Annotated in this window: 28 protein-coding genes and 1 pseudogene; 13 read left to right on the top strand and 16 right to left on the bottom strand. The window is 68.6% G+C overall.

Annotated features, from left to right (window positions below):
* Window positions 1–174 precede the first annotated feature (174 nt).
* The gene (locus C5O79_RS28120; RefSeq protein ID WP_122474429.1) at window positions 175–1,200 is read left to right on the top strand and encodes an XdhC family protein; all 1,026 of its coding nucleotides are present in this window, start codon (window positions 175–177) and stop codon (window positions 1,198–1,200) included.
* A gap of 111 nt (window positions 1,201–1,311) precedes the next feature.
* Here the strand turns inward: C5O79_RS28120 and C5O79_RS28115 are convergent, their stop codons facing one another.
* From C5O79_RS28115 to fliE, 7 genes are all read right to left on the bottom strand, one after another.
* Window positions 1,312–2,046 (bottom strand): PepSY-associated TM helix domain-containing protein, encoded by a 735-nt coding sequence (locus tag C5O79_RS28115; protein WP_046544216.1) that lies wholly within the window; start codon window positions 2,044–2,046, stop codon window positions 1,312–1,314.
* Between the two features lie 96 nt (window positions 2,047–2,142).
* Window positions 2,143–2,277 carry a hypothetical protein gene (locus tag C5O79_RS38855; RefSeq protein ID WP_257791816.1) on the bottom strand — a complete coding sequence of 45 codons (135 nt, stop codon included), beginning with the start codon at window positions 2,275–2,277 and terminating at the stop codon, window positions 2,143–2,145.
* A 38-nt stretch (window positions 2,278–2,315) separates the two neighbouring features.
* Window positions 2,316–2,633, bottom strand: coding sequence for an EscU/YscU/HrcU family type III secretion system export apparatus switch protein (locus C5O79_RS28110; RefSeq protein ID WP_122474430.1), 318 nt, complete (start codon window positions 2,631–2,633; stop codon window positions 2,316–2,318).
* Entirely contained in the window at window positions 2,630–4,030 is a 1,401-nt protein-coding gene (locus C5O79_RS28105; protein WP_122474431.1) for a flagellar hook-length control protein FliK, read from the bottom strand. The genes C5O79_RS28110 and C5O79_RS28105 overlap by 4 nt, the downstream gene beginning before the upstream one ends.
* A 130-nt stretch (window positions 4,031–4,160) precedes the next feature.
* Window positions 4,161–4,493 (bottom strand): flagellar protein FliT, encoded by a 333-nt coding sequence (locus C5O79_RS28100; RefSeq protein WP_039354754.1) that lies wholly within the window; start codon window positions 4,491–4,493, stop codon window positions 4,161–4,163.
* The gene (fliS, locus tag C5O79_RS28095) at window positions 4,490–4,924 is read right to left on the bottom strand and encodes a flagellar export chaperone FliS (RefSeq protein ID WP_046544214.1); all 435 of its coding nucleotides are present in this window, start codon (window positions 4,922–4,924) and stop codon (window positions 4,490–4,492) included. Before fliS ends, C5O79_RS28100 begins: the two co-directional genes overlap by 4 nt.
* Before the next feature lie 194 nt (window positions 4,925–5,118).
* Complete coding sequence (gene fliE, locus C5O79_RS28090; RefSeq protein ID WP_046544213.1) at window positions 5,119–5,463, bottom strand: flagellar hook-basal body complex protein FliE; 345 nt, start codon at window positions 5,461–5,463, stop codon at window positions 5,119–5,121.
* 248 nt (window positions 5,464–5,711) lie between these two features.
* Here fliE and fliF point away from each other — a divergent pair, with 248 nt between their 5' ends.
* The 6 genes and pseudogenes from fliF (at window position 5,712) to C5O79_RS28055 (ending at window position 12,512) form a co-directional block, all read left to right on the top strand.
* Window positions 5,712–7,475, top strand: a complete 1,764-nt coding sequence (fliF, locus tag C5O79_RS28080; protein WP_122474432.1) for a flagellar basal-body MS-ring/collar protein FliF — start codon at window positions 5,712–5,714, stop codon at window positions 7,473–7,475.
* On the top strand, window positions 7,465–8,460 hold the full coding sequence (gene fliG / locus C5O79_RS28075; protein WP_039354740.1) for a flagellar motor switch protein FliG: 996 nt from the start codon (window positions 7,465–7,467) through the stop codon (window positions 8,458–8,460). The genes fliF and fliG overlap by 11 nt, the downstream gene beginning before the upstream one ends.
* Window positions 8,453–9,108: pseudogene (fliH, locus tag C5O79_RS28070) on the top strand (flagellar assembly protein FliH). The gene fliG and the pseudogene fliH overlap by 8 nt, the downstream one beginning before the upstream one ends.
* Window positions 9,102–10,664, top strand: coding sequence for a flagellar protein export ATPase FliI (gene fliI / locus C5O79_RS28065; RefSeq protein WP_122474433.1), 1,563 nt, complete (start codon window positions 9,102–9,104; stop codon window positions 10,662–10,664). Before fliH ends, fliI begins: the two are co-directional and overlap by 7 nt.
* A 5-nt stretch (window positions 10,665–10,669) precedes the next feature.
* Window positions 10,670–11,128 carry a flagellar export protein FliJ gene (gene fliJ / locus C5O79_RS28060; protein ID WP_039353905.1) on the top strand — a complete coding sequence of 153 codons (459 nt, stop codon included), beginning with the start codon at window positions 10,670–10,672 and terminating at the stop codon, window positions 11,126–11,128.
* A 31-nt stretch (window positions 11,129–11,159) separates the two neighbouring features.
* Window positions 11,160–12,512, top strand: coding sequence for a flagellar hook-length control protein FliK (locus tag C5O79_RS28055; RefSeq protein WP_122474434.1), 1,353 nt, complete (start codon window positions 11,160–11,162; stop codon window positions 12,510–12,512).
* Window positions 12,513–12,539: 27 nt separating this feature from the next.
* On the opposite strand, the gene C5O79_RS28050 is transcribed toward C5O79_RS28055, so the two are convergent.
* Together C5O79_RS28050 and C5O79_RS38250 are read right to left on the bottom strand one after the other, a co-directional pair.
* Window positions 12,540–14,180, bottom strand: coding sequence for a GMC family oxidoreductase N-terminal domain-containing protein (locus C5O79_RS28050; RefSeq protein WP_047852333.1), 1,641 nt, complete (start codon window positions 14,178–14,180; stop codon window positions 12,540–12,542).
* A 285-nt stretch (window positions 14,181–14,465) separates the two neighbouring features.
* Window positions 14,466–14,777 (bottom strand): hypothetical protein, encoded by a 312-nt coding sequence (locus C5O79_RS38250; RefSeq protein ID WP_160313563.1) that lies wholly within the window; start codon window positions 14,775–14,777, stop codon window positions 14,466–14,468.
* A 123-nt stretch (window positions 14,778–14,900) separates the two neighbouring features.
* Between C5O79_RS38250 and C5O79_RS28040 the strand changes: the two genes are divergently transcribed.
* Window positions 14,901–16,343 carry a coniferyl aldehyde dehydrogenase gene (locus C5O79_RS28040; RefSeq protein ID WP_047852335.1) on the top strand — a complete coding sequence of 481 codons (1,443 nt, stop codon included), beginning with the start codon at window positions 14,901–14,903 and terminating at the stop codon, window positions 16,341–16,343.
* Window positions 16,344–16,415: 72 nt separating this feature from the next.
* Here C5O79_RS28040 and C5O79_RS28035 read toward each other — a convergent pair whose 3' ends face one another.
* Together C5O79_RS28035 and C5O79_RS28030 are read right to left on the bottom strand one after the other, a co-directional pair.
* Window positions 16,416–17,447, bottom strand: a complete 1,032-nt coding sequence (locus C5O79_RS28035) for a serine/threonine protein kinase (RefSeq protein WP_047852336.1) — start codon at window positions 17,445–17,447, stop codon at window positions 16,416–16,418.
* A gap of 49 nt (window positions 17,448–17,496) precedes the next feature.
* On the bottom strand, window positions 17,497–17,709 hold the full coding sequence (locus C5O79_RS28030; protein WP_011353523.1) for a hypothetical protein: 213 nt from the start codon (window positions 17,707–17,709) through the stop codon (window positions 17,497–17,499).
* Between the two features lie 795 nt (window positions 17,710–18,504).
* On the opposite strand from C5O79_RS28030, the gene C5O79_RS28020 reads away from it, so the two are divergent.
* Both C5O79_RS28020 and C5O79_RS28015 read left to right on the top strand, forming a co-directional pair.
* Entirely contained in the window at window positions 18,505–19,386 is an 882-nt protein-coding gene (locus C5O79_RS28020; RefSeq protein ID WP_046544203.1) for a DMT family transporter, read from the top strand.
* A 303-nt stretch (window positions 19,387–19,689) separates the two neighbouring features.
* Window positions 19,690–19,875 carry a hypothetical protein gene (locus C5O79_RS28015; RefSeq protein WP_011353526.1) on the top strand — a complete coding sequence of 62 codons (186 nt, stop codon included), beginning with the start codon at window positions 19,690–19,692 and terminating at the stop codon, window positions 19,873–19,875.
* Between the two features lie 108 nt (window positions 19,876–19,983).
* Here C5O79_RS28015 and mgrA read toward each other — a convergent pair whose 3' ends face one another.
* Window positions 19,984–21,027, bottom strand: coding sequence for an L-glyceraldehyde 3-phosphate reductase (mgrA, locus tag C5O79_RS28010; RefSeq protein ID WP_122474436.1), 1,044 nt, complete (start codon window positions 21,025–21,027; stop codon window positions 19,984–19,986).
* 193 nt (window positions 21,028–21,220) lie between these two features.
* Between mgrA and C5O79_RS28005 the strand changes: the two genes are divergently transcribed.
* On the top strand, window positions 21,221–21,427 hold the full coding sequence (locus tag C5O79_RS28005) for a DUF3185 family protein (RefSeq protein WP_039353880.1): 207 nt from the start codon (window positions 21,221–21,223) through the stop codon (window positions 21,425–21,427).
* A gap of 149 nt (window positions 21,428–21,576) precedes the next feature.
* Here C5O79_RS28005 and C5O79_RS28000 read toward each other — a convergent pair whose 3' ends face one another.
* Window positions 21,577–22,350, bottom strand: a complete 774-nt coding sequence (locus tag C5O79_RS28000; RefSeq protein ID WP_046544201.1) for a phytanoyl-CoA dioxygenase family protein — start codon at window positions 22,348–22,350, stop codon at window positions 21,577–21,579.
* A gap of 352 nt (window positions 22,351–22,702) precedes the next feature.
* Here C5O79_RS28000 and C5O79_RS27995 point away from each other — a divergent pair, with 352 nt between their 5' ends.
* Window positions 22,703–23,044, top strand: coding sequence for a hypothetical protein (locus C5O79_RS27995; protein WP_039353869.1), 342 nt, complete (start codon window positions 22,703–22,705; stop codon window positions 23,042–23,044).
* 135 nt (window positions 23,045–23,179) lie between these two features.
* On the opposite strand, the gene metK is transcribed toward C5O79_RS27995, so the two are convergent.
* A complete protein-coding gene (metK, locus tag C5O79_RS27990) occupies window positions 23,180–24,367 on the bottom strand; it encodes a methionine adenosyltransferase (RefSeq protein ID WP_006482984.1) in 1,188 nt (395 codons plus the stop codon).
* A 265-nt stretch (window positions 24,368–24,632) separates the two neighbouring features.
* On the opposite strand from metK, the gene lpxL reads away from it, so the two are divergent.
* Complete coding sequence (lpxL, locus tag C5O79_RS27985) at window positions 24,633–25,517, top strand: lauroyl acyltransferase LpxL (RefSeq protein ID WP_039353863.1); 885 nt, start codon at window positions 24,633–24,635, stop codon at window positions 25,515–25,517.
* Window positions 25,518–25,538: 21 nt separating this feature from the next.
* Here the strand turns inward: lpxL and C5O79_RS27980 are convergent, their stop codons facing one another.
* Window positions 25,539–25,841, bottom strand: a complete 303-nt coding sequence (locus tag C5O79_RS27980; RefSeq protein WP_046544200.1) for a HigA family addiction module antitoxin — start codon at window positions 25,839–25,841, stop codon at window positions 25,539–25,541.
* Between the two features lie 13 nt (window positions 25,842–25,854).
* Entirely contained in the window at window positions 25,855–26,133 is a 279-nt protein-coding gene (locus tag C5O79_RS27975; RefSeq protein WP_122474437.1) for a type II toxin-antitoxin system RelE/ParE family toxin, read from the bottom strand.
* Window positions 26,134–26,183 lie beyond the last annotated feature (50 nt).

Genomic DNA, 26,183 nt, shown 5'->3' with positions numbered 1-26,183 from the left:
ACCTGCCGGCGGCTCATCCCGGGCCGCCCTGCCCGCCTTCCTCGCCGCTCCGCCCATCCCTTCCCCGTCTTGCGCGTTCCCCATTGCCAGCACGCTTGCCGCGGCCGGTTCATAATCGCGCCATCGAACGGCGGCCCGCATCGGCGGTGTCGCCCCGGCAACAGGAAGAAGATGATGGAAAGCGTCGATCTCGATGTATTGAAATCCAGCGCGCGCTGGCTCGAAGAAGGGCGCCGCGTGCTGCTCGTGACGGTCGTGAAGACGTGGGGCTCGTCGCCGCGCCCCGAAGGCGCGATGCTCGCGGTGCGCGAGGACGGGCTCGTGGTCGGCTCCGTGTCCGGCGGGTGTATCGAAGACGACCTGATCGCCCGCGTGCACACGAGCGGGATCGCGGCCGACGCGCGCCCGGAAGCGCTCAAGTACGGCGTGACGGCCGAGGAAGCGCACCGCTTCGGGCTGCCGTGCGGCGGCACGATCCAGCTCGTGCTCGAGCCGCTCACGCGCGACAGCGGGATTGCCGCGCTGTGCGCGGAAGTCGAGGCCGGCCGCCTCGTCACGCGCACGATGACGCTCGCGACCGGCCGTGCATCGCTGTCGCCGGCGCAGGCAGCCGACGGGCTCGCGTTCGACGGCGAGCGGCTCGTGACGATCCACGGGCCGCGCTACCGGATGCTCGTGATCGGCGCCGGCCAGTTGTCGCGCTATCTGTGCCAGATCGCGGTCGGTCTCGACTACCAGGTGACGGTGTGCGATCCGCGCGAGGAATACACGGATGCGTGGGACGTGCCGGGCACGCGCGTCGTGCACACGATGCCCGACGATACGGTGCTCGACATGAACCTCGATGCGCGTTCGGCGGTGATCGCGCTCACGCACGACCCGAAGCTCGACGATCTCGCGCTGATGGAGGCGCTGAAAACGCCGGCGTTCTACGTGGGCGCGCTCGGCTCGCGGCGCAACAACGCGGCACGGCGCGAGCGGCTGCGCGAATTCGACCTGAACGAAGCGGAACTGGCCCGGCTGCACGGGCCGGCCGGCATCTACATCGGCAGCCGGACCCCGCCGGAAATCGCGATCTCGATCCTCGCCGAGATCACCGCCGCGAAGAACAACGTGTCGCTGCCGACGATCCTGCAGGTCGAGGGCGCGAAGGCCGCGCGCGAGATCGCCGCGAACAGCGGCGCGGCCTGCGGCCTCTGATCGGCTAACGACGCCGGCGCACGGTCGCGCCGGGCACGCGTCGGCGACGGGCGAAGCGGACGAAACCGGCGAAAGCACACGCGCCGGCGCCAGGCCGGCGCGCGCCGCGAATCAGGTCAGGCCGGCGGCCAGCGCCGCGGCGACCGAACCGACCACCAGCACGACGCCGACCGTGCGGCGCTTGTTCAGCTCGGTCCACAGCAGCACGCCGGTCAGCGACAGCAGGATCAGCGAGCCCGCGATCGTGTCCATCAGCAGCACCCAGCCGAGATTCATCCCGACGCCGCGATGCAGGTTGTTCAGCGTCGTCAGGAACGTGTTGCCCGTGCGCTTCACCGCGACGTAGCCGTTGCCGACCCAGTATTCGGCCTGCACGTTCTGGTGCGGGCCGAACAGGCCCATCTGCCAGTGCTCCGGCTGCATCACGCGCTTGTCGCCCCACGCGACGGGCTGCGCGGGCTCCTTGCGCATGCGGCCCGGCTTGCCGTCGAAATGCAGTTCGTGCTGCAGCCACTTCGTCATCGCGGCGGGCGTCTTCGGCGCCGGATCGGGCAGCGCGATCTGCATCTCCTCGACCTGCGGCTCGCCGGTCGAAATCTTCAGCGGCGGCGCACGGTGGTTGAGCAGCACGCCCGTCACGCCGAACAGCAGCCCGAGCACCGCGCCCCACAGCCCGACCCAGCCATGCACCTTGCGCAGCCACTTGATGAAGGTCGCGCGGCGCGAACGCTGGCGGCGCGCGGCCAGTTCGTCGTCGCTCAGCGGGCGGGCCGCCGGGTGCAGCACGGTGACGCCCGCGCGGGAAGCTCCCGTCTTGGGCGGATTGATCGTTTCGGGCGCGTTCACGCGAGAGATTCCATTCGTTCAAAGCAACGGGCGGCGCGCAAAGCGTGCGCGCCGCCCGGGCAGCATGAAAATGAGAATGGATATCATTACACAAATCTATTGCCGGCTCAATCCGCCCGGATACGCAGCGGCAAGCCCGCCGAGCGAGGAAATGCGGGCGAAGCGCGAGCATTGCAGCACGATGCCGATCGATAGGCGAAAAATACCGGCAGAATGACCTTGCAAGGTCAAGGCGGCATTTCGTAAGAAATCGCGCGACGCCGAGCCGTTCAGCGCAGCGGCGGCAGCGGAAAGCGCGATGTGGCGTCGTCCGGCGCGGGTTCGGTGCGGTCGAGCGAGTACAGCCACGCGAGCAGATCCGCGACCGCCTGGTAGAGCTGCGGCGGAATCCGGTCGTCGAGATCGACCTGCATCAGCAGCGACACCATCTCCGGCGCCGTATGCACGTACAGCCCGGCGTCGTGCGCGCGCGCGACGATCATCTCGGCGAGCGCGCCGTAGCCCTTGGCGACCACGCGCGGCGCGGCATCGCCGCCCTTCGGATCGTAGACGAGCGCGGCCGCGCGCTTGCGGGACGTCATGCTCATGGCAGCGCCTCGTCGTCGGCATCCGGCGCACGCATCGCCGGGCCGCTGGCCGAGGCCGAACCCCGCGCATACGCGGCGGCCGCCGCCTGGGCCGCAAACAGGTCGAAGCCGTCCGGGCCGTTGTCGACCGCGCGGATCGACAGCCCGCCCACCTTGAGGCCCGACACTTCGAGCCGCTGCCGCAGCGCCGCCTCGTGCCGCGTGAGGCGGTCGGCACCCGTCTGGTTCGCACGCAGCCGCGCGACGAGCTGCGTGCCGTTCAGCACCAGCTCCGCGTCGACCGTGCCGAGCGACGGCAACGTCAGCGTGAGGCGCGTGCGCCAGGCGATGCCGTCACCCGTGTCGCCGTCGCCGCGCGACGCACGGTTGCCCGGATCGTCGGGCTCGATCGTCCAGTCGAGCCGCGCGCCGGGCCATGCCTCGCCCGCCCAGCGGAACTGGTCGGTCGCGAGCGCGTCGAGTTGCTGCCTGACGAGCGGCACGGCGGCCGGATGCACGGTCGCAAGCGTCTGCGCCTGCGAATCGGACGACGCGGTGGCCAGCTCGGCCCGCGCGGGCGTCCAGCGCGCGTCGGGCCGGTCGCCGAGCAGATCGGCCGTATCGTGCGGCAGCGACGCCCCTTGCCGCGCGCCTGCCGGCAACGCCTGCGCGGGATCGCGAGCCGGCGCGCCGCCCTGGGCCAGCGTGCCCGGCTGCGCGGTTGCGCGTGCGGTCGCCGGCAATGGCGGGCGCTGCGCGAGCAGCTCGTCGAGCAGGTCGGTCGAGCCGTGCTGCGCGGCATCCGGATCGGCCGGCGCGAGCGCGGCCGCGAGGCGCGCCTGCGGCTCGCGCATCAGCGCCGCGAGCGGACGCTGGCCGGCCAGCCACTGCGCGAGATGAGATTCGTAGAAAAGGCCGCTTTCGCTCACGGCTTGCGCGAGCGCCGCGCGCAGCGCCGCGACGGGCAACGTCGCAGCCGCGTCGCGCGCCGCCGCAGCCGACGACGCAGCAGACGAAGCCGGCGTGGACGACGCAGCCGACGACGCAGCAGCTGAAGCGGGCGTGGAAGACGCAGCCGGATCGGCAGTGGCTGGCGCGCGGGCCGGCGCAGCCGTGTCGGTCAGCAGCACGGTGGGATCGGCCAGCAGCGGTGCACGCCCGGCAATGGCCGGCGTCGAGTCGCCGCCGGCACGCGAGATCGCGTCGAGCACGCGCCCGACATCGGACAGGGCCGTCTGGGCGGAAGCGGGTGGTGCGGCGGGCGGGCTGCCGGACGAAGGCGTGGACGACGCGCCGGCGCCCTGCGTGCCGACCTGCGAAGTCGCGCCGCCGCCGGCGGGCGCCGACACGGTGCCGGTCAGCAGGCTGTCGAGGCGGCTCGCCAGCAGTGCGGCAGCAACGGAGTCGATACCGGTCATGATCGGAGCCTGCTCATCTCAGCCACATCGTTGCGAATCCGGGAACGGCACGCCGGTGCCGTCCGCGGGAACTGCGCGCCTGCCACAGCGGGCTCGTGCGCCCCCGCGCCCGTTTCCCCGGAAACGGGCCCTACCCGCGCGCGCGGTAGAGATCGGTCAATACCTTGGTCGAGCGCCGCGCCTCGAACAGCGCGGACAGCCGCGCGACGTCCGGGCTCGCGAGATCGCGAATCGCGGCGTCGTCGGCCAGGATGCGGCGGATCAGGTCGAGCTTGCGGCCGAGATCCGATTCGTCGAGCACGACGCCCGGATCGGCTTCCTTCAGCCCGTCGACCAGCTGCATGAATTCGGCCTGCAACCCCGGCAACGCGCTCCAGTCGGCGCTGCGGGCGGCGCCCAGCATCCGGCCCGACACGGCGGCGAGCGCCTCGTAACGTTCGAAGTATTCGGCCTTGCGATTCATCTCGATGCTTCCACTGCCTGTTGCGCCGCCATCCGAGCGACTTCCGGGCCGATGCCCGTCCATGCTTCCTCGAGCGTCGCGAGCAGCCTGTCGACCTCGACCAGCATGGCGTCGCTCGCCTGCGCATTGGCTTCGAGCAGGCGCCGGCCGATATACGCATACAGCGCATCCAGCCGCGCCGCGATCTCGCCGCCCGCATCGAGGTTCAGCGACGCCTTCAGCCCGCTGTCGACGATCCGGATCGCCTTGCCGATCGCTTCGCCGCGCGCCGACACATTGCCTTGCTGCAAATGCATGCGCGCCAGCGCAACCGCCTGCCGCGCGCCCTGGTACAGCATCGCGATCAACCGGTGCGGGGAAGCGCCCATCACCCCGGTCTCGACGCCGACACGCGCGTATGCACTGGCTCCAGCGTGTCCTGGGGAAAACATGCGCTTCTCCTTGTTGTGCCTTGGCTATACGGGAACCGCCGCCGTGCATCGCACGACGCGGCCTTCACCGGAGTTATCGGAAGGGATTTGGAAAGCTTTAGGCAAGCGGCGCATGCCGCCTGGCGCAGCAAGGCCGGCCCGCGGACCAGGCCGGATGGCCGTCCGCGGATCGCTTTTCCCGAATAGCCGCCTTGTCAAACCGCCATCTGCATGATGTCGTTGTAAGCGCTCACTAGCTTGTTGCGGACCTGGAGCCCGAACTGGAAGCCAATGTTGGCTTTCTGCATGTCGACCATCACGTCGTTCAGCGACACGTTCGGCGCGCCGACCTCGAACGCCTGCGCCTCGCCGAGCGCGTGCTGCTGGTCGCCGCTGATCTTGTCGAGCGACGCCTTCATCGCGCTGGCGAACGTGCTGGCCGTCGCCGCGCCCGAGCCGGCCAGGGCCGCCGTCGGGCTCGCGACGCCGCCTGACGCCTGCGCGGCCATCGACTGCATCTGTTGCAACACCGAACCGATTCCGCTGACGTTCGCAGTCATGCTGTCCCCAAAACTGAGAGAGAGACCCGGACGCACCGGGAGATCCGCCGGTACCGCACCACGCGCACCATGCCGGATTCCGAAAAAGGATAGCAGCGCGCCGCGCGTCAAAGCCTCGAAAGTACGGGGGAAACCCCGCTCTTTTCGGTCGATCAGAGTGCGGCCCGGGTCACGATAATCGCATCGTGTCATTGTCCGCCCGCTCGTCCGAGCGAGCTCAGTCGTCCCGCTCCGGAGAAACTCGACGCATGGATTCGCAGGCCAACTCGCTGATCAACCCAGATGCCCGCGCGGGCCTCGCCAGCCCGGTGCCCGGCGCCGCCGCGGCCGCCGCGTTGCCGGGCGCGGGTGGCGCAGGCGCGGACTTCGGGCTTGGCGGCTTCGCGGAACGCATCCCCGGCATCTCGCGGATGAAGGGCAACCCGAAGCTGCCGTTCCTGATCGCCGTTGCATTCGCGATCGCCGTCATCACCGCGCTCGTGCTGTGGAGCCGCGCGCCCGACTACCGCGTGCTGTACAGCAACCTGTCGGATCGCGACGGCGGTGCGATCATTGCCGCGCTCCAGCAGGCAAACGTTCCCTACAAGTTCGCCGATGCCGGCGGCGCGATCCTCGTGCCGTCGAACCAGGTGCATGAAACGCGCCTGAAGCTCGCCGCGATGGGGCTGCCGAAGGGCGGCTCGGTCGGCTTCGAGCTGATGGACAACCAGAAATTCGGCATCAGCCAGTTCGCCGAGCAGATCAACTACCAGCGCGCGCTCGAAGGCGAGCTGCAGCGCACCATCGAATCGATCAACGCCGTGCGCGGCGCGCGCGTGCATCTCGCGATCCCGAAGCCGTCGGTGTTCGTGCGCGACAAGGAAGCGCCGAGCGCGTCAGTGTTCGTCGACCTCTACCCGGGCCGGGTGCTCGACGAAGGCCAGGTCCAGGCAATCACGCGGATGGTGTCGTCCGGCGTGCCCGACATGCCCGCGAAGAACGTGACGATCGTCGACCAGGACGGCAACCTGCTGACCCAGACCGCGTCGGCATCCGGCCTCGACGCAAGCCAGCTCAAGTACGTGCAGCAGGTCGAGCGCAACACGCAGAAGCGCATCGACGCGATCCTCGCGCCGATCTTCGGCGCCGGCAACGCGCGCTCGCAGGTCAGCGCCGACCTCGATTTCTCGAAGGTCGAGCAGACGTCGGAAAGCTACGGCCCGAACGGCTCGCCGCAACAGGCCACGATCCGCAGCCAGCAGACCAGCAGCGCGACCGAACTCGCGCAGGGCGGCGCGTCGGGCGTGCCGGGCGCGCTGTCGAACACGCCGCCGCAGCCGGCTTCCGCGCCGATCGTCGCCGGCAACGGCGCGAACGCGCCGCAGACGACGCCGGTGAGCGACCGCAAGGACCAGACGACCAACTACGAAGTCGACAAGACGATCCGCCATCTCGAACAGCCGATGGGCAGCGTGAAGCGGCTGTCGGTCGCGGTCGTCGTCAACTACCAGCCGGTCGCCGACGCGAAGGGCCACGTGACGATGCAGCCGCTGCCGCCCGCGAAGCTCGCGCAGGTCGAACAGCTCGTGAAGGATGCGATGGGCTACGACGAGAAGCGCGGCGACTCGGTGAACGTCGTGAACAGCGCGTTCTCGACCGCGAGCGACCCGTACGCCGACCTGCCGTGGTGGCGCCAGCCGGACATGATCGCGATGGCGAAGGAAGCGGCGAAGTGGCTCGGCATCGCGGCAGCGGCGGCGGCGCTCTACTTCATGTTCGTGCGCCCGGCGATGCGCCGCGCGTTCCCGCCGCCCGAGCCGGCCGCGCCGGCGCTCGCCGCGCCGGAAGATCCGGTCGCGCTCGACGGCCTGCCGGCGCCGGAGAAGGCCGAGGAACCCGACGCGCTGCTGCTCGGGTTCGAGAGCGAGAAGAACCGTTACGAACGCAACCTCGACTACGCGCGCACGATCGCCCGCCAGGATCCGAAGATCGTCGCCACCGTCGTGAAGAACTGGGTGTCCGATGAACGCTGAAGGCTTGACCAAGAGCGCGCTCCTGCTGATGTCGATCGGCGAGGAAGAGGCCGCGCAGGTATTCAAGTTCCTCGCGCCGCGCGAGGTCCAGAAGATCGGCGCCGCGATGGCCGCGCTGAAGAACGTCACGCGCGAGCAGGTCGAGGGCGTGCTGCACGAATTCGCGAAGGAAGCGGAGCAGCACACCGCGCTGTCGCTCGATTCGAGCGACTACATCCGCTCGGTGCTGACCAAGGCGCTCGGCGAGGACAAGGCCGGCGTGCTGATCGACCGCATCCTGCAGGGCAGCGACACGAGCGGCATCGAGGGCCTCAAATGGATGGATTCGGCCGCGGTGGCCGAACTGATCAAGAACGAGCATCCGCAGATCATCGCAACGATCCTCGTGCACCTCGACCGCGACCAGGCGTCGGAAATCGCGTCGTGCTTCACCGAGCGGCTGCGCAACGACGTGATCCTGCGGATCGCGACGCTCGACGGCATCCAGCCGGCCGCGCTGCGCGAGCTCGACGACGTGCTGACGGGCCTGCTGTCCGGCAGCGACAACCTGAAGCGCAGCCCGATGGGCGGCATCCGCACCGCGGCAGAGATCCTGAACTTCATGACGAGCGTGCATGAGGAAGGCGTGCTCGAAAGCGTGCGCCAGTACGACGCCGAACTTGCGCAGAAGATCATCGACCAGATGTTCGTGTTCGAGAACCTGCTCGACCTCGAGGATCGCGCGATCCAGATGGTGCTCAAGGAAGTCGAGTCGGAAACGCTGATCATCGCGCTGAAGGGTGCGCCGCCGGCACTGCGCCAGAAGTTCCTCGCGAACATGTCGCAGCGCGCGGCCGAACTGCTCGCCGAGGATCTCGATGCGCGCGGCCCGGTACGCGTGTCCGACGTCGAAACGCAGCAGCGCCGCATCCTGCAGATCGTGCGCAACCTGGCCGAGAGCGGCGCGATCGCGATCGGCGGCAAGGCGGAAGACGCATATGTCTGATTCGGCGAGCGATCGCGCGGGCACCCTCACCGCCTACCAGCGGTGGGAGATGGCGTCGTTCGACCCGCCGCCGCCCCCGCCGCCGCGCTCGCCGAGGATCTCCAGCGCGTGCGCGACGCCGCGCACGCCGAAGGCCATGCGGCCGGCCACGTCGAAGGCCAGGCGCTCGGCTACCAGGCCGGTTTCGACCAGGGCCGCGAACAGGGTTTCGAAGCCGGCCAGGCCGACGCGCGTGAACAGGCCGCGCAGCTCGCGGCGCTCGCCGCGTCGTTTCGCGAGGCCGTGTCGACCATCGAACACGATCTCGCCGCCGACATCGCGCAGCTCGCGCTCGACATCGCGCAGCAGGTGGTCCGCCAGCACGTGAAGCACGACCCGGCCGCGCTGGTTGCCGCCGTGCGCGACGTGCTCGCGGCCGAACCCGCGCTGTCCGGCGCGCCGCATCTCGCGGTCAATCCGGCCGACCTGCCCGTCGTCGAAGCCTATCTGCAGGACGATCTCGATACGCTCGGCTGGACCGTGCGCACCGACGCATCGATCGAGCGCGGCGGCTGCCGCGCCCACGCCGCGACCGGCGAGGTCGACGCGACGCTGCCCACGCGCTGGCAGCGCGTCGCCGCCGCGATCGGCAAGGTGAGCACGTGGTGACGCGGCCGCCCGAGGCGCTCGCGCACGACGGCATGACGCCGCTCGAGCGCGAACTCGCGCTCGCGTCGTTCGGCCCGGACGCGCACAGCGCCGCGCTGGACACCGCCCAAGACACCACCCCGCACGCCGCCGCTGCAGCGGCCGAAGCAGCCGGCGCCACGCCGCGCGCACCGCACAACCCGCATCTCGCGCACTGGCGCACCCACCTGAACGGGCTCGCCGCGCGCAGCCAGCGCGCGCTGCCGCTGCGGCCGTGCGGGCGCCTGACGCGTGCGGCCGGCCTCGTGCTGGAAGCGATCGGGCTACGCCTGTCCGTCGGCGCCGAATGCACGATCGAACTGCCGCCCGGCAGCACGCTGCCGCACGCGGAAGCGGAAGTCGTCGGCTTCGCCGGCGATCGCCTGTTCCTGATGCCGACCACCGACGTCGCGGGCGTGCTGCCCGGCGCGCGCGTGTGGCCGCGCGAAAGCGCGCCTGTCGCCGATCCGCTCGCGGGCGCGAAGCGGCTGCCGGTCGGCTGGGAAATGCTCGGGCGCGTCGTCGACGCGTCGGGCCGCCCGCTCGACGGCCTCGGCCCGCTCGCATCGAAGGTCGATGCGCCGCTGTCGGCGCCGTCGATCAACCCGCTCGAGCGTGAACCGATCCACCACGTGCTCGACGTCGGCGTGCGCGCGATCAACGCGCTGCTCACCGTCGGCCGCGGGCAGCGGATGGGCCTGTTCGCGGGCTCCGGCGTCGGCAAGTCGGTGCTGCTCGGCACGATGGCGCGCTACACGAGCGCGGAAGTGATCGTGATCGGGCTGATCGGCGAACGCGGCCGCGAAGTGAAGGAATTCATCGAACAGATCCTCGGCGAAGACGGGCTCGCGCGCTCGGTCGTCGTCGCGGCGCCGGCCGACGTGTCGCCGCTGCTGCGGATGCAGGGCGCGGCCTACGCGACGTCGCTCGCCGAGTATTTCCGCGACCAGGGCAAGCACGTGCTGCTGCTGATGGATTCGCTGACCCGCTACGCGATGGCGCAGCGCGAGATCGCGCTGGCGATCGGCGAACCGCCCGCGACGAAGGGCTACCCGCCTTCGGTATTCGCGAAGCTGCCCGCGCTCGTCGAGCGTACCGGCAACGGGCCGGAAGGCGGCGGCTCGATCACCGCGTTCTACACGGTGCTGACCGAAGGCGACGACCAGCAGGACCCGATCGCCGATTCGGCGCGCGCGATCCTCGACGGCCACGTCGTGCTGTCACGCGCGCTCGCCGAGGCCGGCCACTATCCGGCGATCGACATCGAGGCGTCGATCAGCCGCGCGATGACCGCGCTGATCGACGAAACGCACCTCGACCACGTCCGGCAGTTCAAGCAGATGCTGTCGCGCTACCAGCGCAATCGCGACCTGATCGCGGTCGGCGCGTACGCGCCCGGCCGCGACGCGCAGCTCGACCGCGCGATCGCGCTCTATCCGCGCATCGAGGCGTTCCTGCAACAGGGCTTTCGCGAATGCGCACCGTTCGCGTCGAGCCTCGCCGGGCTCGATGCACTGTTCGACACTTACGGAGGCTGATCCAGATGGCACACGGCTTTCCCCTCCAGTTGCTGCTCGACCGCGCGCAGGAGGATCTCGACTCCGCCACGAAGCAGCTCGGCACCGCGCAGCGCGACCGCACCGCAGCCGCCGAGCAGCTCGACGCGCTGCTGCGCTACCGCGACGAATACCACGCGCGCTTCTCGCAATCCGCGCAGCACGGGATGCCGGCCGGCAACTGGCGCAATTTCCAGGCGTTCATCGATACGCTCGACGCCGCGATCGCGCAGCAGCGCAGCGTGCTGGCCGCCGCCGAAGTCCGTATCGACGAAGCACGCCCGAACTGGCAAAACAAGAAACGCACCGTCGGCTCGTTTGAAATCCTGCAGGCGCGCGGCGTCGCGCAGGAAGCGAAGCGCGACGCCCGGCGCGAACAGCGCGACGCCGACGAACACGCCGCGAAGATCCTGCGCATGCGGGCCGACGCGGCCCGTTCGTCGTAACCGACCACCGCATTCGAACGAGAGAACCGACATGCCTCCCCTGCCCCTGCTCGGCGCGCTGCTCGACACCGCCGGCACCGCACTCAAGGCCGCCCGCGGCGCGGGTTCGTCCAGCGCCGCCGGCAACGATGCCGCGACCGCGACGACCGCCGTGCCGTTCGCGCAGACGCTGAAGCAAAGCGTCACCACCCGTCGCGATGCGTCGAATGCCGACGTGCCGGATGCGTCGACGCAACAGGCTTCGTCGAAGCCGGCCGCCGGCACGAAGCCGTCCGCCGCCGATGACGACGACACGACCGACGATACGACCACGAACGCCGCCACCAACCCCGACGCCGCCGCGCTCGCGGCGGCCGCGGCCGTGCAGGCGCAACTGCAGGCGCGCACGGACAACACTGTGCCGGCCGATGCGGCTGCTGCCGCCGCCGCTGCGCAAAAGACCGCCGTGACCGGCCAACCCGATGCCACGGCCACGCTGGCGGATCACGCGGCCAGGGACGCGGCCGCCCAGACCACCCAGGCCACGCCGGCGACGAGCCGCGACGCGCTGCAGGAAGCGCTCGCCAGGCTGACGGGCGGCTCGGGTGCGATCGCGATGCCAGCAGCCGGGACGACGGCGTCCGCGCCCGCCTCGACCGCGGCGACCGCCACGGCCGTGCCGCTAGCGCCGAAGGTGCCGACCTTCGACCGTACGCTCGCAGACGCGAAGGGCGCGCTCGCCACCCAGCAAGCGCCCGCGCAAGCCACCGCGCAGGCGCTGCAGGCCAACGCGAACGCGCAGTCGGGCGAGCAGCACGCGCTCGCGGCAGCCAGCGGCGCGGCGGACCCGGCCGCCAGCGCGACGCTCGCGGCCGGCGCCACGGCTGCGGCCGCGGCCCAGGCGAACCTGCAGCTGTCGCCGGCCGCGGGGGCGATCGCCGCCGCGAACGCGCACGTGCTCGCGCCGCACATCAGCACGCCGGACTGGACGGACGCGCTGAGCCAGAAGGTCGTGTTCCTGTCGAATGCGCACCAGCAGAGCGCCGAACTGACGCTCAATCCGGCCGATCTCGGGCCGCTGCAGGTCGTGCTGCGCGTCGCGGACAACAACGCGCACGCGCTGTTCGTGTCGCAGCACCCGCAGGTGCGCGAAGCGGTCGAAGCCGCGCTGCCGAAGCTGCGCGAGGCCATGGAAGCGGGCGGCCTCGGGCTGGGCAGCGCGACCGTCAGCGACGGCGGCTTCGCCTCGCAGCAACAGAACCCGCAGCAGACCTTCGCCCACGGCCAGCCGTCGCGGCGCGGGAGCGGCGGATCGTCAGCCGGCGATGCACCGGTCGGCGCTGCGCAACCCGCACCGGCCGCCGCGAGCGTGAGCCGCGCCGGCCTCGTCGATACGTTTGCCTGAGCATGGCCGCCGCCGTGCGCGCGCCGCTCAGCGGCCGTGCACCGCTGCGGCTGCCTCGCCGCGCGGCGCCGCGCCCTTGCGCGTGGCGACGATGAAATCCGCCGCGCGCTCGCCGATCATCACCGACGGCGCATTCGTATTGCCGCCGACCAGCGTCGGCATCACCGACGCATCCACCACGCGCAATCCTTCGACGCCGCGCACGCGCAGTTGCGGATCGACGACCGCGCGCGCATCCGAACCCATCCGGCAGGTGCCGACCGGGTGGTAGATCGTGTCGGCATGCTCGACGATCGTCTTGCGCAGTTCCGCTTCGCTCTGGTCCGCCCGCGTGTACAGCTCGCGGCCGCCCTGCGACGCGAGCGGCGCCTGCGACAGGATCTTGCGCATCGCCTGCGTGCCGCGCACGAGCAGGTCGAGATCGCGCGAATCGCTGAAGAAGCGCGGATCGATCAGCGGTGCGTCGCGCGCATCGCCGCTCGCGAGCGCCACCGTGCCGCGGCTGAACGGCCGCAGTGCACACACGTGCAGCGAATAGCCGAAGCCCCAGTGCATCTTGCGGTTGTGGTCGTCCACGAGCGCCGTGCAGAAATGCAGCTGCAGGTCGGGACGCTCGAGCGACGGATCGCTCTTGATGAAGCCACCGGCCTCCGCGACGTTGCTCGTCATCATCCCGGTGCGGCTCGAGAAATAGCGCGCGAGCGCGGGCGTCATCTTCGCGATCCCGCGCAGGCAGACGCCGACCAGCTCCGATGAATTCACGCGCGTATTGATGATGAAATCGATATGGTCGATCAGGTTCGTGCCGACATCCGGCGCGTCCTGCACGACCGCGATCCCGTGCCGGCGCAGCTGCTCCGCCGGGCCGATCCCGGAGCACATCAGCAGTTGCGGCGAATTGAACGCGCCGGCCGACAGGATCACTTCCGCGCGCGCGTCGAGCGTCTCGATGCGCCCGTTGCGCGCGACAGCGACGCCGGCCGCCCGCTTGCCGTCGAACGTGACGCGCAGCACCGTCGCATCGGTGATCACATGCAGGTTCGGCCGGTTGCGGCCATAGATATACGCGCGGGCGACGCTGCAGCGCGAGCCGTCGCGGTGCGTGACCTGGTAGAAGCCGACGCCTTCCTGCGTCGCGCCGTTGAAGTCGTCGTTCAGCGGATAGCCGGCCGCGTGCGCGGCCTGGATGAATCGTTCGGAGAACGGATTGCGAAAGCGCAGATCCGACACCGTGAGCGGGCCGTCCGCGCCATGCCATGCATCGGCGCCGCGCGCGTTGCCTTCCGCACGACGGAAATACGGCAACACGTCCTGCCAGCCCCAGCCCGTCGCGCCGAGCTGCGCCCATTCGTCGTAGTCGCCCGGGTGGCCGCGCGTATAGATCATCGCGTTGATCGCGCTCGAGCCGCCCATCCCGCGCCCGCGCGGCTGGTAGCCGCGCCGCCCGCCGAGGCCCGGCTGCGGCACCGTCTCGTAGCCGTAGTTCGTGCCGAGCTTGAACGGCACCAGCGCCGCGATGCCGACCGGCATGTTGACGAGCAGGTTGCGCTCCGTGTGCGAGCCGGCCTCGATCAGCGCGATCGTCGCATCGGGGCAGGCATCGGCGAGACGGCCTGCCAGGCTCGATCCGCCCGAACCGCCGCCGACGATGATGTAGTCGTATTGCATGTCACGTCTCCGTCGTGTCATGGAAGGCCGCCACGCGACCGCGTCCCCTCTTGTAATGTTCGGGCATTGTAGGAATGGCCGTCGCGCGCGCGGCGCGCGGATTCAAGAGCGATTCCTCTAAACGCCCGGGTGAACTAAATTTAAGATGTATCGATTCGCTTTGCGCGACGCGCCGGCCACGAGAAGCCGATCCGTCGCGAAACGGGAGCGACGACGATGCAGCGTCAGGTTCTGCAGGCCGCGTGTCGACCGGGTTGCCCGGACGCGATGCGCGCAGCCCGCATTTCATTTCAAACGGCTGCCCGCGCGCGGATGCGCGACGTCATGCGCGCCGTCGATCGAAATCGAACGGCACGTGTCGTCGCCGACCGTTTGGACGGTTTGCCGCCGCAGCGGCACGATGCGCCGCGGCATGATTTGACGGACCTGTCGCGCTGCCCCGCTTCGGAGCGCTGGCGGGTAGTCACGGCGCAGCGACGCGTGCCTGCCGGCAGTCACATCGCGCCGCACGCGCATGCGCCGCAAAGCCGTTTCCGGATGCGCACACCGTCGCGTGGATGCGACGCCCGCTGCACGCTTCAACCGGTTTTCGAGCACACGTCGCATCCGGCCCCGTGCCGCGCGACCCGCACCACCCCGATCCGCGTCGCCGCGCTCGCCGAGCGTGCGCGTGCGGCGTGACGGCCGGCCGACCAGCCAGGCCCAACTGGAGGAGACGACATGAAGAACGACCTGCCCGAACTGGCCCCGCAAGCGCTGCCGTCGGTGGATGCGCTGACGGCGCTGCTGCGTGACCAGCGCGCGGCCTACCTGCGCGCGCCGTATCCGGCATGGGAAACGCGCGTGCAACACCTGCGCGCGCTGCGCACGATGCTGATCGACCATGCGGATGCACTCGCCGAAGCGATCAGCGGCGATTTCGGTCATCGCGCGAAGCAGGAAGTGCTGCTGTCGGAAATCTGGATGGCGAAGGAAGAAATCGACGACGCGCTCAAGCACGGCAAGCGCTGGATGAAGCCGATCCGCAAACCGATGAACAAATGGTTGCGCCCGGCGCGCGCGAAGGTGATTCCGCAGCCGCTCGGCGTGGTCGGCATCGTCGTGCCGTGGAACTACCCGGTGCTGCTCGCAGCCGGCCCGCTGATCTGTGCGCTCGCGGCCGGCAACCGCGCGATCATCAAGATGTCCGAACTGACGCCGCGCACGTCGGCGCTGTTCGAGCAGCTCATTGCCAAGACCTTCACGCGCGACCACGTCGCGGTCGTGAACGGCGATGCGGAAGTGGGCGCCGCGTTCAGCGGGCTGCCGTTCGATCATCTGCTGTTCACCGGCTCGACGCACGTCGGCCGCCACGTGATGCGCGCGGCCGCCGACAACCTCACGCCCGTCACGCTCGAACTCGGCGGCAAGTCGCCGGCGATCGTCGGCCCGAACGCGCGCTTCGATGCGGCGGTCGACGCGATCGTCGCGGGCAAGACGCTGAATGCGGGCCAGACCTGCATCGCGCCCGACTACGTGCTGCTGCCGCGCGGGATGGAAGCCGCGTTCATCGAGCGCGCGCGCGCACGGTTCGCGAAGCTGTATCCCGACCTGTCGGCCAACGGCGACTACACGACGATCGTGTCGCCGCGCCACTACGCGCGGCTGCAGCAGCTCGCGAGCGACGCGCAGGCGGCCGGCGCGCAGCTGCATCCGCTGTCCGACGCGCAATCCGATCCCGCATCGCGCCGCTTCGTGCCGTGCGCGGTCACGCAGGTGCCGGCCGCGTCGCAACTGATGCAGGAGGAAATCTTCGGGCCGCTGCTGCCGCTCGTGCCGTACGAACGGCTCGACGAAGCGATCGCATACGTGAATGCGCGCCCGCGTCCGCTCGCGCTCTACCTGTTCGACGAGGACGGCGGCACGATCGACCGCGTGATGCGCGAAACGATCTCGGGCGGCGTGTCGATCAACGAAACGCTGATGCACATCGCGTGCGGCAGTCTGCCGTTCGGTGGTGTCGGTGCGAGCGGCATGGGCGCCTATCACGGCTACGATGGCTTCGTGACGTTCTCGAAGATGAAGCCGGTGCTCACGCAGGCGCGCCTGAACGCGCGCAACCTGCTCGCGCCGCCGTACGGCAAGCGCTTCGCCGCGCTGATCAAGCTGATGCTGAAGTTCTGAGGGGAACGGGCCGCGCGCATCGCGCCGCGGCCCGCATATGCATGCCGCGCGGTGAGGGTGCCGCGCGCGCCGTCACACGGGCCAGAGCGGCCCTTCCTGCATCGCGCCGATCTGCTCGCGCAACTCGAGCACGCGCGCTTCCCAGTAGCGATGCGTGTTGAACCACGGGAACGCGGCGGGAAAGGCGGGATCGTCCCAGCGCCTTGCGAGCCATGCCGCGTAGTGGATCAGCCGCAGCGTGCGCAGCGCTTCGACGAGATGCAGCTCGCGCGGCTCGAATTCGCAGAAATCCTCGTAGCCGGCCAGCAGGTCCGCCAACGCACGCGACGCGCCTTCACGATCGCCCGGCAGCAGCAGCCACAGATCCTGGATCGCGGGCGCCATCCGGCTGTCGTCGAAATCGACGAAGTGCGGGCCGGCATCGGTCCACAGCACGTTGCTCGGATGACAGTCGCCGTGCGTGCGCAGCAGGCGGATCTCGCCGGCCCGCTCGAACGCGGCCTCGACGCCTTCGAGCGCGAGCGTCACGGCCGTCTCGTACGCGGGCCGCACATCGTCCGGAATGAAGTCGTGCGCGAGCAGGTAGTCGCGCGGCTCGTAGCCGAACGTCTTGATGTCGAGCACGGGGCGCGCGACATACGGCTGCGTCGCGCCGACCGCATGGATCCGGCCGATGAAACGGCCGAGCCATTCGAGCGTGTCGCTGCGATCGAGATCGGGCGCGCGGCCGCCGCGCCGCTCGAAGATCGAGAAGCGGAAGCCGTCGAACGCGTGCAGCGTGCGGCCGTCGAAGGTGCGCGCGGGCACCGCCGGAATCTCGCGCGCGGCGAGTTCGGCGACGAACGCGTGCTCTTCGAGGATCGCTTCGTCCGACCAGCGCGCCGGACGGTAGAACTTCGCGACGACCGGCGGGCCGTCTTCGATGCCGACCTGATAGACGCGGTTTTCGTAGCTGTTGAGCGCGAGCAGGCGCCCGTCGGTGCGCAGGCCGGCCGGTATCAGCACGCTGTCGAGCGCATCGAGCACGCACTCGGGCGTGAGTCCGGCGAACGGCGGGACGACGGGAGAAGCGGGAGCGGAAGTGACGTCTTTCATGCCCCGCATTGTGCCGCCTGCCGGGCTGAAAGACGAGCGCCCGGTGCGGTGGTTGCGCTTAGTGAAGCGCCGCGCCGGCCGGCAGCACGGATTCGCCGGTGTCGATCAGGTCCTCGAGAAAGAACGGCTCGGTGTTGAGTTCCTTGGACTCGCCCGGTACGCCCGCGTACCAGGTCACCATGGCCATGTCGCCCAGGACGCGCTGGACGATGCCGCGCGCGCCCTTCGGCACCGCGATATGGGTAGTGCAGACAATCGACCCGACATGCATGATGGTTCCCCACTCTTGAATCTTGAAACCCGGCCCGCTGGCGAGCCGGCAAATGCACGATCCGCGCGCTCTCGACGGAGCGTTGCGCGTAATCCCATTGTTCACGGTTTATCGAAGCACGAAAAGAAGAAGAAGCAGGCGAAGTGCCGCGAATTCGTCGAATGTCTCCAATCAACCACTACGCCGGAGCAGGCGCTTGCCCGCCCGGTTACCCCCATCATACCCTGTCGAATGTGACTGCCCGCCGAATCCCCGGCATCACCGCGGCGCGCACGTGACCCACGCTCCACGTGCACCGTGAATCCGGTATCGGGTCGCCAGGCAATTTCGCTCGACTGCGATTGCCGAATCACGCGACGCCGTCACCACCTTCTCCCTGCCTCGAACGCAGCCGGCACGGCAACGGTTGCGCACGCATCGCCTAGCGCTCTTCGTCATGCAATGCGCCGCCGACAGATGTTGCGTCCGGTGCAGGCGTTGCGGTACCTTTGATGCTCATTCGCGTTCAAGCGCATTCCGACACGATGCATCCGCTCACGTCCGCCCTCGCAAAATCCCGGCCGCAGTTCGACTCGCGGCCGCAGGCGTGCGCGCATCCGTCGGTCCTTCCTCCCCCTGTCGCACCGCCGCTCGTCGGCGCCGCGCCGCCCCCGCCGGCGGCACGCGCCGGCTGACCCGCCGGCTTTTCGTTTCGTCTTCCATTCGCCCGCAGGCTCGCATTCGTGCGTCGTGACGCACGGCGGGTTGCTGCGCGCGCGGATGGAACATTTCGATCCGTTCGACAGGTGGATTCACATGGTTTCGTTCAAACGCGCGCTCGCCGCGCATGGCGCGACGTCGCTCTTCGTGCTGCTGTGGAGCAGCGGCGCGATCTTCGCTGAACTCGGTCTGCGTCACGCCTCCGCGTTCGTCTTTCTCACCGCACGTTTCGCACTGGCATCGCTCGTGCTGCTCGGGCTGGCCTTCGTGCGCAAACGCTGGCTGCCGCCGCTCGGCGAGCGGCGCATGGCCGCGCTGACCGGCTTGCTGATGATGGGCGGCTATTCGATCTTCTACCTGCTCGCGCTCGAACGCGGGATCGCGCCGGGCGTGCTCGCGACGATCCTCGGCGTGCAGCCGATCCTCACGCTCGCGATCGTCGAGCGGCGCTGGCAGCCCGTACGTGTCGCGGGGCTTGCGCTGTCGCTGGCCGGCCTCGCGCTCGTCGTGTTCCGGGGCGTAGGGGATGGCGGCCTGTCGCTTGCGGGCATCGCGTGCGCGCTCACCGCGCTCGTCGCGCTGACCGCCGGCTCGCTGCTGCAAAAGCGCGTACGAGCGGCGCCCGCCGACGTGTTGCCGCTGCAGAATGCAATCGGCCTCGCACTGTGCGTGGCGATCGTGCCGTTCCGGCCGGTGTCGTTCGACATGAGCTGGGCATTCGTGATCCCGCTGCTGTGGCTCGGCATCGTGATTTCGGTGATCGCGCAACTGCTGTTCTACCGGTTGATGCAGCGCGGCGATCTCGTCAACGTGACGAGCCTGTTCTATCTCGTGCCCGTCGTCACCACGCTGATGGATGCCGCGTGGCTCGGCAACCGGCCCGAGCCGCTCGCACTCGCCGGCATGGGGGCCATCATCGCGGGGCTCGCACTCGTGTTCCGCGCGCCGGCGGCCCGCGCGCAACCCGACCGCGCATGAGCGGGCGTGCCGCCGCGCCCGCCAGTGCGGCGGCACGCATCGGACACATACGACGAATCCGCGAAAATCGAAAGGCACGAGAAAGATATGCTCAAGGCGTTCGTCTGACTTGCGGGGAAGAATGCGTAATTCGTCAGGCTTTCCGCCGATTTTTAATGGTTCGGATAGCGAAAAGCACTGCCGGTTGCCTATACTCGAATTGACCGCCCCGCTCGCAATCGGGCCGGACCAATACTAGAAACACCCGGCATGGGGCCGGAGCAAGCGCGCAAGCGCCCACTCCGGTCGACCTTGGAGACACGCATGACGACCTACTTCACGATCGGCGACTTCATCCTGTTGATTCCGATGGCGCTGGCCGGAGCGCTATTTCTCGGCGCGGTGCCGTGCGCAACCGAATTCCGCCACAACCTGCTGCGCGTGCTGGGCGTCATCCTCGGCGTCGGCGTCGCGGTGTTGCTCGTCGAAGGCCTGCCTGCGCTGATCTAGCAGCGCAACCCGTGCGCGGCGCGCATCGCTGCAGTGCAGCGATGCGATATGCTGCGCGCCAGCCATTGATACGGCACGCGATGTTTCGCATGCCGTATCGACTGCCGGTCAGATCGCCTGGTCGGTGGACGGCTTTTCCCACAGATTGATGCCCCCTTCCGTCGCGTAACGATCGATCTCCGCGAGCTCTTCCGCCGAGAATTCGAGGTTCTTCAGCGCGCCGACGTTTTCACGCACCTGCTCCGCGCGGCTTGCACCGATCAGCGCGGACGTCACGCGGCCGTTGCGCAGCACCCAGGCGAGCGCCATCTGCGCGAGGCTCTGCCCGCGCCGTTCGGCGATTGCGTTGAGCTTGCGCACATGATCGAGATTGTCCGCGCTCAGGTGATCCTGCTTCAGCGAACCGCCGCCCGGCTTGTTCACGCGCGCATCGGCCGGCACGCCGTTCAGGTACTTCGACGTGAGCAGCCCCTGCGCGAGCGGCGTGAACGCAATGCTGCCCGTGCCGATCTCGTCGAGCGTGCCGAGCAGTTCGGTTTCGACCCAGCGGTTCAGCAGGTTGTACGACGGCTGGTGGATCAGCAACGGCACCTTGTATTGCGCGAGCAACTCGGCCATCTCGCGCGTCTTCGCCGCCGAGTACGACGAAATGCCGATGTAGAGCGCCTTGCCCTGCTGCACGGCCGACGCAAGCGCGCCCGCCGTTTCCTCGAGCGGCGTGTGCGCGTCGAAGCGGTGCGAATAGAAGATGTCGACGTAGTCGAGCCCCATTCGCTGCAGGCTCTGGTCGAGGCTCGCGAGCACGTACTTGCGCGACCCGCCGCCGCTGCCGTACGGTCCCGGCCACATGTCCCAGCCGGCCTTCGTCGAAATCAGCAGCTCGTCGCGATACGGCCGGAAATCCTCTTTCAGCAACCGGCCGAAGTTGGTTTCCGCGCTGCCGTACGGCGGCCCGTAGTTGTTCGCGAGATCGAAGTGGTTGATGCCGAGGTCGAACGCGGTGCGCAGGATCTCGCGCTGCGTCGAGATCGGCGTCGAGTCGCCGAAGTTGTGCCACAGGCCGAGCGACAGTGCGGGCAGTTTGAGCCCGGACTTGCCGCAGGTGCGGTAGTGCATGTCGGCATAACGTTCGGAAGCTGCTTCGTAGGCCATGAGTCGGTTCCGTCAGGACATCGGGAGAAGGGACGCGCGCCGGCCGCGCTTGCGGCGCGACGGCGGCGAAGGAGTCATACGACGACTATGGTAGCGAAAGCGGCCGGATCGCGCTCGGCGGCACGGCGATGGACGCGGCCGCGGTCGTCGCCTACACTGCGGCGTCTCGAATCACCGTTTCAGCGAGGTTGGTATGTCCCGGGTCATCTCGGTTGCGCTGCTCGTCGGCGGCGTCGTGCTGCTGTATTTCGGCGGCCAGTCGTTCCACTCGATCAACGACAATGTGTCGCGCTTCTTCACCGGTTCGCCCGCGACGAAGACGATCCTGCTGATCGTCGGCGGCGCCGTCGCATCGTTCATCGGCCTGATCGGCCTCGCGATGCCGGGCAACAAGCGCTGAGCGCGCAGTCGCGCGATGCGCGCACGGCCTGCGTCTTGCGTCCGGGCCGCGCCAAACGAAACGGGCGGCCAGGCCGCCCGTTGTTCCATGCCCCCGCGATGCGCTGCATCGCGGAATCGCCGCGGCCTTGAGGGCCGCCCGCTCCGCGCCTAGAACTGCACTTCCGGTTTCGACGCCGAACGCGTGCCCGGCAACGGCCGGTTGCTCGCGCCGTGGTACGTGTACACGAGCGAGAATTTCACCTGGTCGGAACGGTTCTGCCCGGCCGAATGCAGCGTGTTGCTGTGGAAAAACACGACGTCGCCCGTCTGCAGCGACGGGCACGTGGCCGCGTCGATCATCTTCTTGTTCGCCGGCAGGTCGCTGCGGAAGAACTTCGCATCGTCGAACGCTTCAGGCCCGAATTCGGCCGTATGCGACCCCGGCACGAGCCACAGTGCGCCGTTCTCGTTCGTTTCCGGGCCGAGTGCGAGCCACACCGACACCATGTCCGGACGCTCGAACGCCCAGTAACGGAAATCGCGATGCCAGCCGGTCAGGCTGCCGTACGCGGGGTGCTTCGTCATCATGCAGTTGTGATGCGCGCGCGACAGCACCGGTTCTTCGCCGAAATACTCGCGCATCCACGCACCGATTTCGGGTGCGATCGCGCGCTCGGCGAAGGCCGGATCACGCGAATACGCATCAAGCAGCCGCCGCACCGTGTGCCCGCCCGGCGCATGCTTGGACTCGGGCGCGCCCGGGTAGCGCAGATCCGCCTCGAACTCGATCGGCTCGGCCGCCTCCTGCAACTGGCGCTCCGCGACCTGCCTGAGCACCGCGCACTGCTCGGCGCTGACGAGGCCACGCGCGACGACGAAGCCCCGCTCGCGCAATTCCGCGACTTGCGCGCGGATCGATTCCGACTGCAATGGAGACGACATGGGATGCCAGACGTTTATTGTGTGAATGTGACGATTGTAAATCGGCACCGGATACCGCGAACAGCACCATTGTCGTGCGCAGGGGCATGCCAATCTCGAATTTGATCCGGCTCAAGGGAACTGTACGGCGCGGTGCTGGCCTCACCCACAGGCGGTATGCGGCACACGCCTTGTGGCACAAGGGTTTATCGCGACTTTTGCCCGTCATGAATCCCCTGTAGCCTGTCGCGGCCTGTCAATTCTGGCGGGCGCGGCGCGCAGCGGGTTTCGGTAAGATCCGTTGCGCAATCCGAGGCCGTTCATACCAGTGCGCTCCCAAGGGCGCCATCCATACAAGCGAAGCATCGTTCACATGCCATTCCGTCTGACTTCCCGTCTCAGCCGCGCTGCGAAGCGCGTCGTACCGCCCGCTCCTGCCCGCTCGCTGCGCCATCACCGCGCACGCACGCAGGCGCTGGCGGAGCGTACGCCCGCACATAGCCGGCTGGACGGTATCCGTGCGTGGTTCCACGCATTTTTCTCGATGATGAGCGCGCAGGCGTTCTCGCGCCGTGCCGGCCTGCGCTCGCTGCTGCAGAAGCCGTCGTCGCTGCGCGCGCTCGCGCTGCGCCGCACGCTCGGCCCGCAGCGCCGCGTCAACCGCCCGCGCCGCCTCGCGGCCAGCAACGGCTGGTTCGGTTTCGGCGCACGCTGAGCGCACGCCGGCGGGCACCGCAGCGCGGCGATCGCCGTCGCGTCGCTGCCCGCGCCGTTGCCCGACTGCCCCGGCGATCGGAACCCATAAAAAAACCCCGGCAAGCCGGGGTTTTTCATTTGAGGCGAACGACGCTTACGCGACGCGTGCCGTCGGCTCGACGCCGGCCGCTTCGGCCAGGGCGAGCGCCTTGTCGGTCGCTTCCCACGAGAATTCCGGCTCTTCGCGGCCGAAGTGGCCGTAAGCAGCGGTCTTCTCGTAGATCGGGCGCAGCAGGTCGAGCATCTTGATGATGCCCTTCGGACGCAGGTCGAAATGCTCGCGCACGAGCTTCGTGATCACCGCATCCGACACGCGGCCCGTGCCGAACGTGTTGACCATCACCGAGGTCGGCTCGGCCACGCCGATCGCGTACGACACCTGGATCAGCGCGCGCGACGCGAGGCCGGCGGCGACGATGTTCTTCGCGACGTAGCGGCCTGCGTACGCAGCCGAACGGTCGACCTTCGACGGATCCTTGCCCGAGAACGCGCCGCCGCCGTGCGGTGCGGCACCGCCGTAGGTATCGACGATGATCTTGCGGCCGGTCAGGCCGCAGTCGCCCTGCGGGCCACCGATCACGAACCGGCCGGTCGGGTTCACCAGGAACTTGATGTCGCCCTTGATCAGGTCGGCCGGCAGCGTCGGCTTGATGATTTCCTCGATCACGGCTTCGCGCAGCGCCGGCAGCTCGATGTCCGGTGCGTGCTGCGTCGACAGCACGACGGTGTCGATCGAATCGGGCTTGCCGTCGACGTAGCGGACCGTCACCTGCGACTTCGCGTCCGGGCGCAGCCATTGCAGGCGGCCGTCGCGGCGCAGGCTGGCCTGGCGCTCGACGAGGCGGTGCGACAGGTAGATCGGCAGCGGCATCAGTTCCGGCGTTTCATCGCACGCGTAACCGAACATCAGACCCTGGTCGCCCGCGCCCTGGTCGAGGTTGTCGTCGTGTGCACGATCGACGCCCTGGGCGATGTCCGGCGACTGCTTGTCGTACGCGACGAGCACCGCGCAACCCTTGTAGTCGATGCCGTAGTCGGTGTTGTCGTAGCCGATGCGCTTGATCGTGTCGCGTGCGATCTGGATGTAGTCGATGTTGGCCGTCGTGGTGATTTCACCGGCCAGGACGACGAGACCCGTGTTGCACAGCGTTTCCGCCGCAACGCGGGAATACTTGTCTTGCTCGAGGATGGCATCGAGGATCGCGTCCGAGATTTGGTCCGCGACTTTGTCCGGATGGCCTTCAGAGACGGATTCGGACGTGAAGAGATAATCGTTTGCCACTTTTTCAGGCTCCTGTGTGGTTACGGTTGGTTTCACGTAGCCAGCTTCGTTGGGCCTGAAGCGGCGACGCTTTAGCGGATTACCAGGACCGGGCAGCGCGTGTCACGCTAACCGGCTTCGCCCCGCAAGTTGTCAGTTAACTCGGCGAAGCCCGTATTATAGCGGCTTTCCTGAATTGTCACAGAGCGCCGCCCGTGCTGCATCTTCCGCTGTCTCACCACCCTGTTTGCAAAGCGCCGGCCAGCCGGTCCCACGGAGGTTTCGCATGCTAGGTCGTCTAGCCACGCACCTCGCCATTGGCTTGCTGAAACTGCTCGCCCTGTTGCCGTACGGCCTGACCGCACGGTTCGGCGATGGTCTCGGCTGGCTGCTCTACAAGATCCCCAGCCGGCGAAAGCGCATCGTACACACCAATCTGAAACTCTGCTTCCCTGACTGGAGCGACGAGCGCCGCGAGGAAATTGCCGGGCAGCATTTCCGCCATGCGATCCGCAGCTACGTCGAACGCAGCGTGCAGTGGTTCGGTTCGGAGAAAAAGCTCGCGAAGCTGATCCAGGTCGACAGCGCGGTCGACCTCGACGATCCGGACCTGCCGCCGACGCTGTTCCTCGGCCTGCATTTCGTCGGCATCGAGGCCGGCTCGATCTGGCTGAATCGTTCGCTGCATCGCCGCTGCGGGTCGCTCTACCAGCCGTTCTCGAACGCGGTGCTCGAGGAAGAGGCGAAGAAGGCGCGCGGGCGTTTCGACGCCGAGATGGTCGGCCGCGCGGACAGCGCACGCGTCGTGCTGCGCTGGCTGCGCGACCGCAAGCCGGTGATGCTCGGCGCCGACATGGACTACGGGCTGCGCAATTCGACGTTCGTGCCGTTCTTCGGCGTGCCCGCCTGCACGCTGACGGCGGTCGGCCGGCTCGCGAAGACGGGCCGTGCGCAGGTCGTCCCGTTCATCGGCGAGGTGCTGCCGAACTACAAGGGCTACCGTCTGAAGGTATTCAAGCCGTGGGAGCATTACCCGACCGGCGACGACGATCTCGACGCGCGGCGGATGAACGAATTCCTCGAGGAGCAGATCCCGCTGCTGCCCGAGCAGTACTACTGGGTGCACAAGCGCTTCAAGACGCGCCCGAACGGCGAGCCGAGCCTGTATTGAGCCATGCTCACGAGAGCGCGGTCACGTGCGTGCCCGCGCTCTCGCTATCTTGGGCACGCCTTTCGCGCGCGCCTGCCACAAGTCGTAAGCGGATTGCTGCGCGAGCCACAGATCCGCGCGACCGCCGTTCTCCTCGCCAAGCCACGCCTCGATGCGCAACGCCATTTCCGGCGAGATCCCTGCATGACCATGCAGAATGCGCGACAACGCCGCACGCGTGACGCCGAGTTGCGCCGCGGCCTCGGTGACGGTCAGGCCGAATGCCGGCAGCACGTCGTCGCGCAGCGCTTCGCCTGGATGCGGCGGATTGAAGATACGGGTCATGGTTTGAATCACCTCAGTGGTAGTCCTGGTAATCGACCAGAACAGCGTCGGCACCCTCGAAGCTGAAAGTCAGGCGCCAGTTGCTGCTCACGCTCACCGCGAAATGGCCGTCCAGCCCCCGAGCGAGACCGTGCAAGCGCCAGCCCGGCACGTTCATGTCGAGCGGTCGGCTCGCGACGTCGGGACGCGCAAGCTGGCGACGTAACCTTGGCGCATGGTCGGGCCGGATGCCGGCCTTGTTTCCGCTCGTGAAAAACGCTTCCAGCCCCTTGTGCTGCCACGACTTGATCATGGATCTCCCAGATTCGAGTCGCGATGCCGACAGCATGGCCCATGCGTATA

Origin of the sequence: Burkholderia sp. SRS-25, from assembly GCF_004343765.1 — a bacterium.
In the GTDB taxonomy this organism is placed as follows: Bacteria; Pseudomonadota; Gammaproteobacteria; order Burkholderiales; family Burkholderiaceae; genus Burkholderia; species Burkholderia contaminans.
This window is presented reverse-complemented; position numbering and strand designations above follow the sequence as displayed.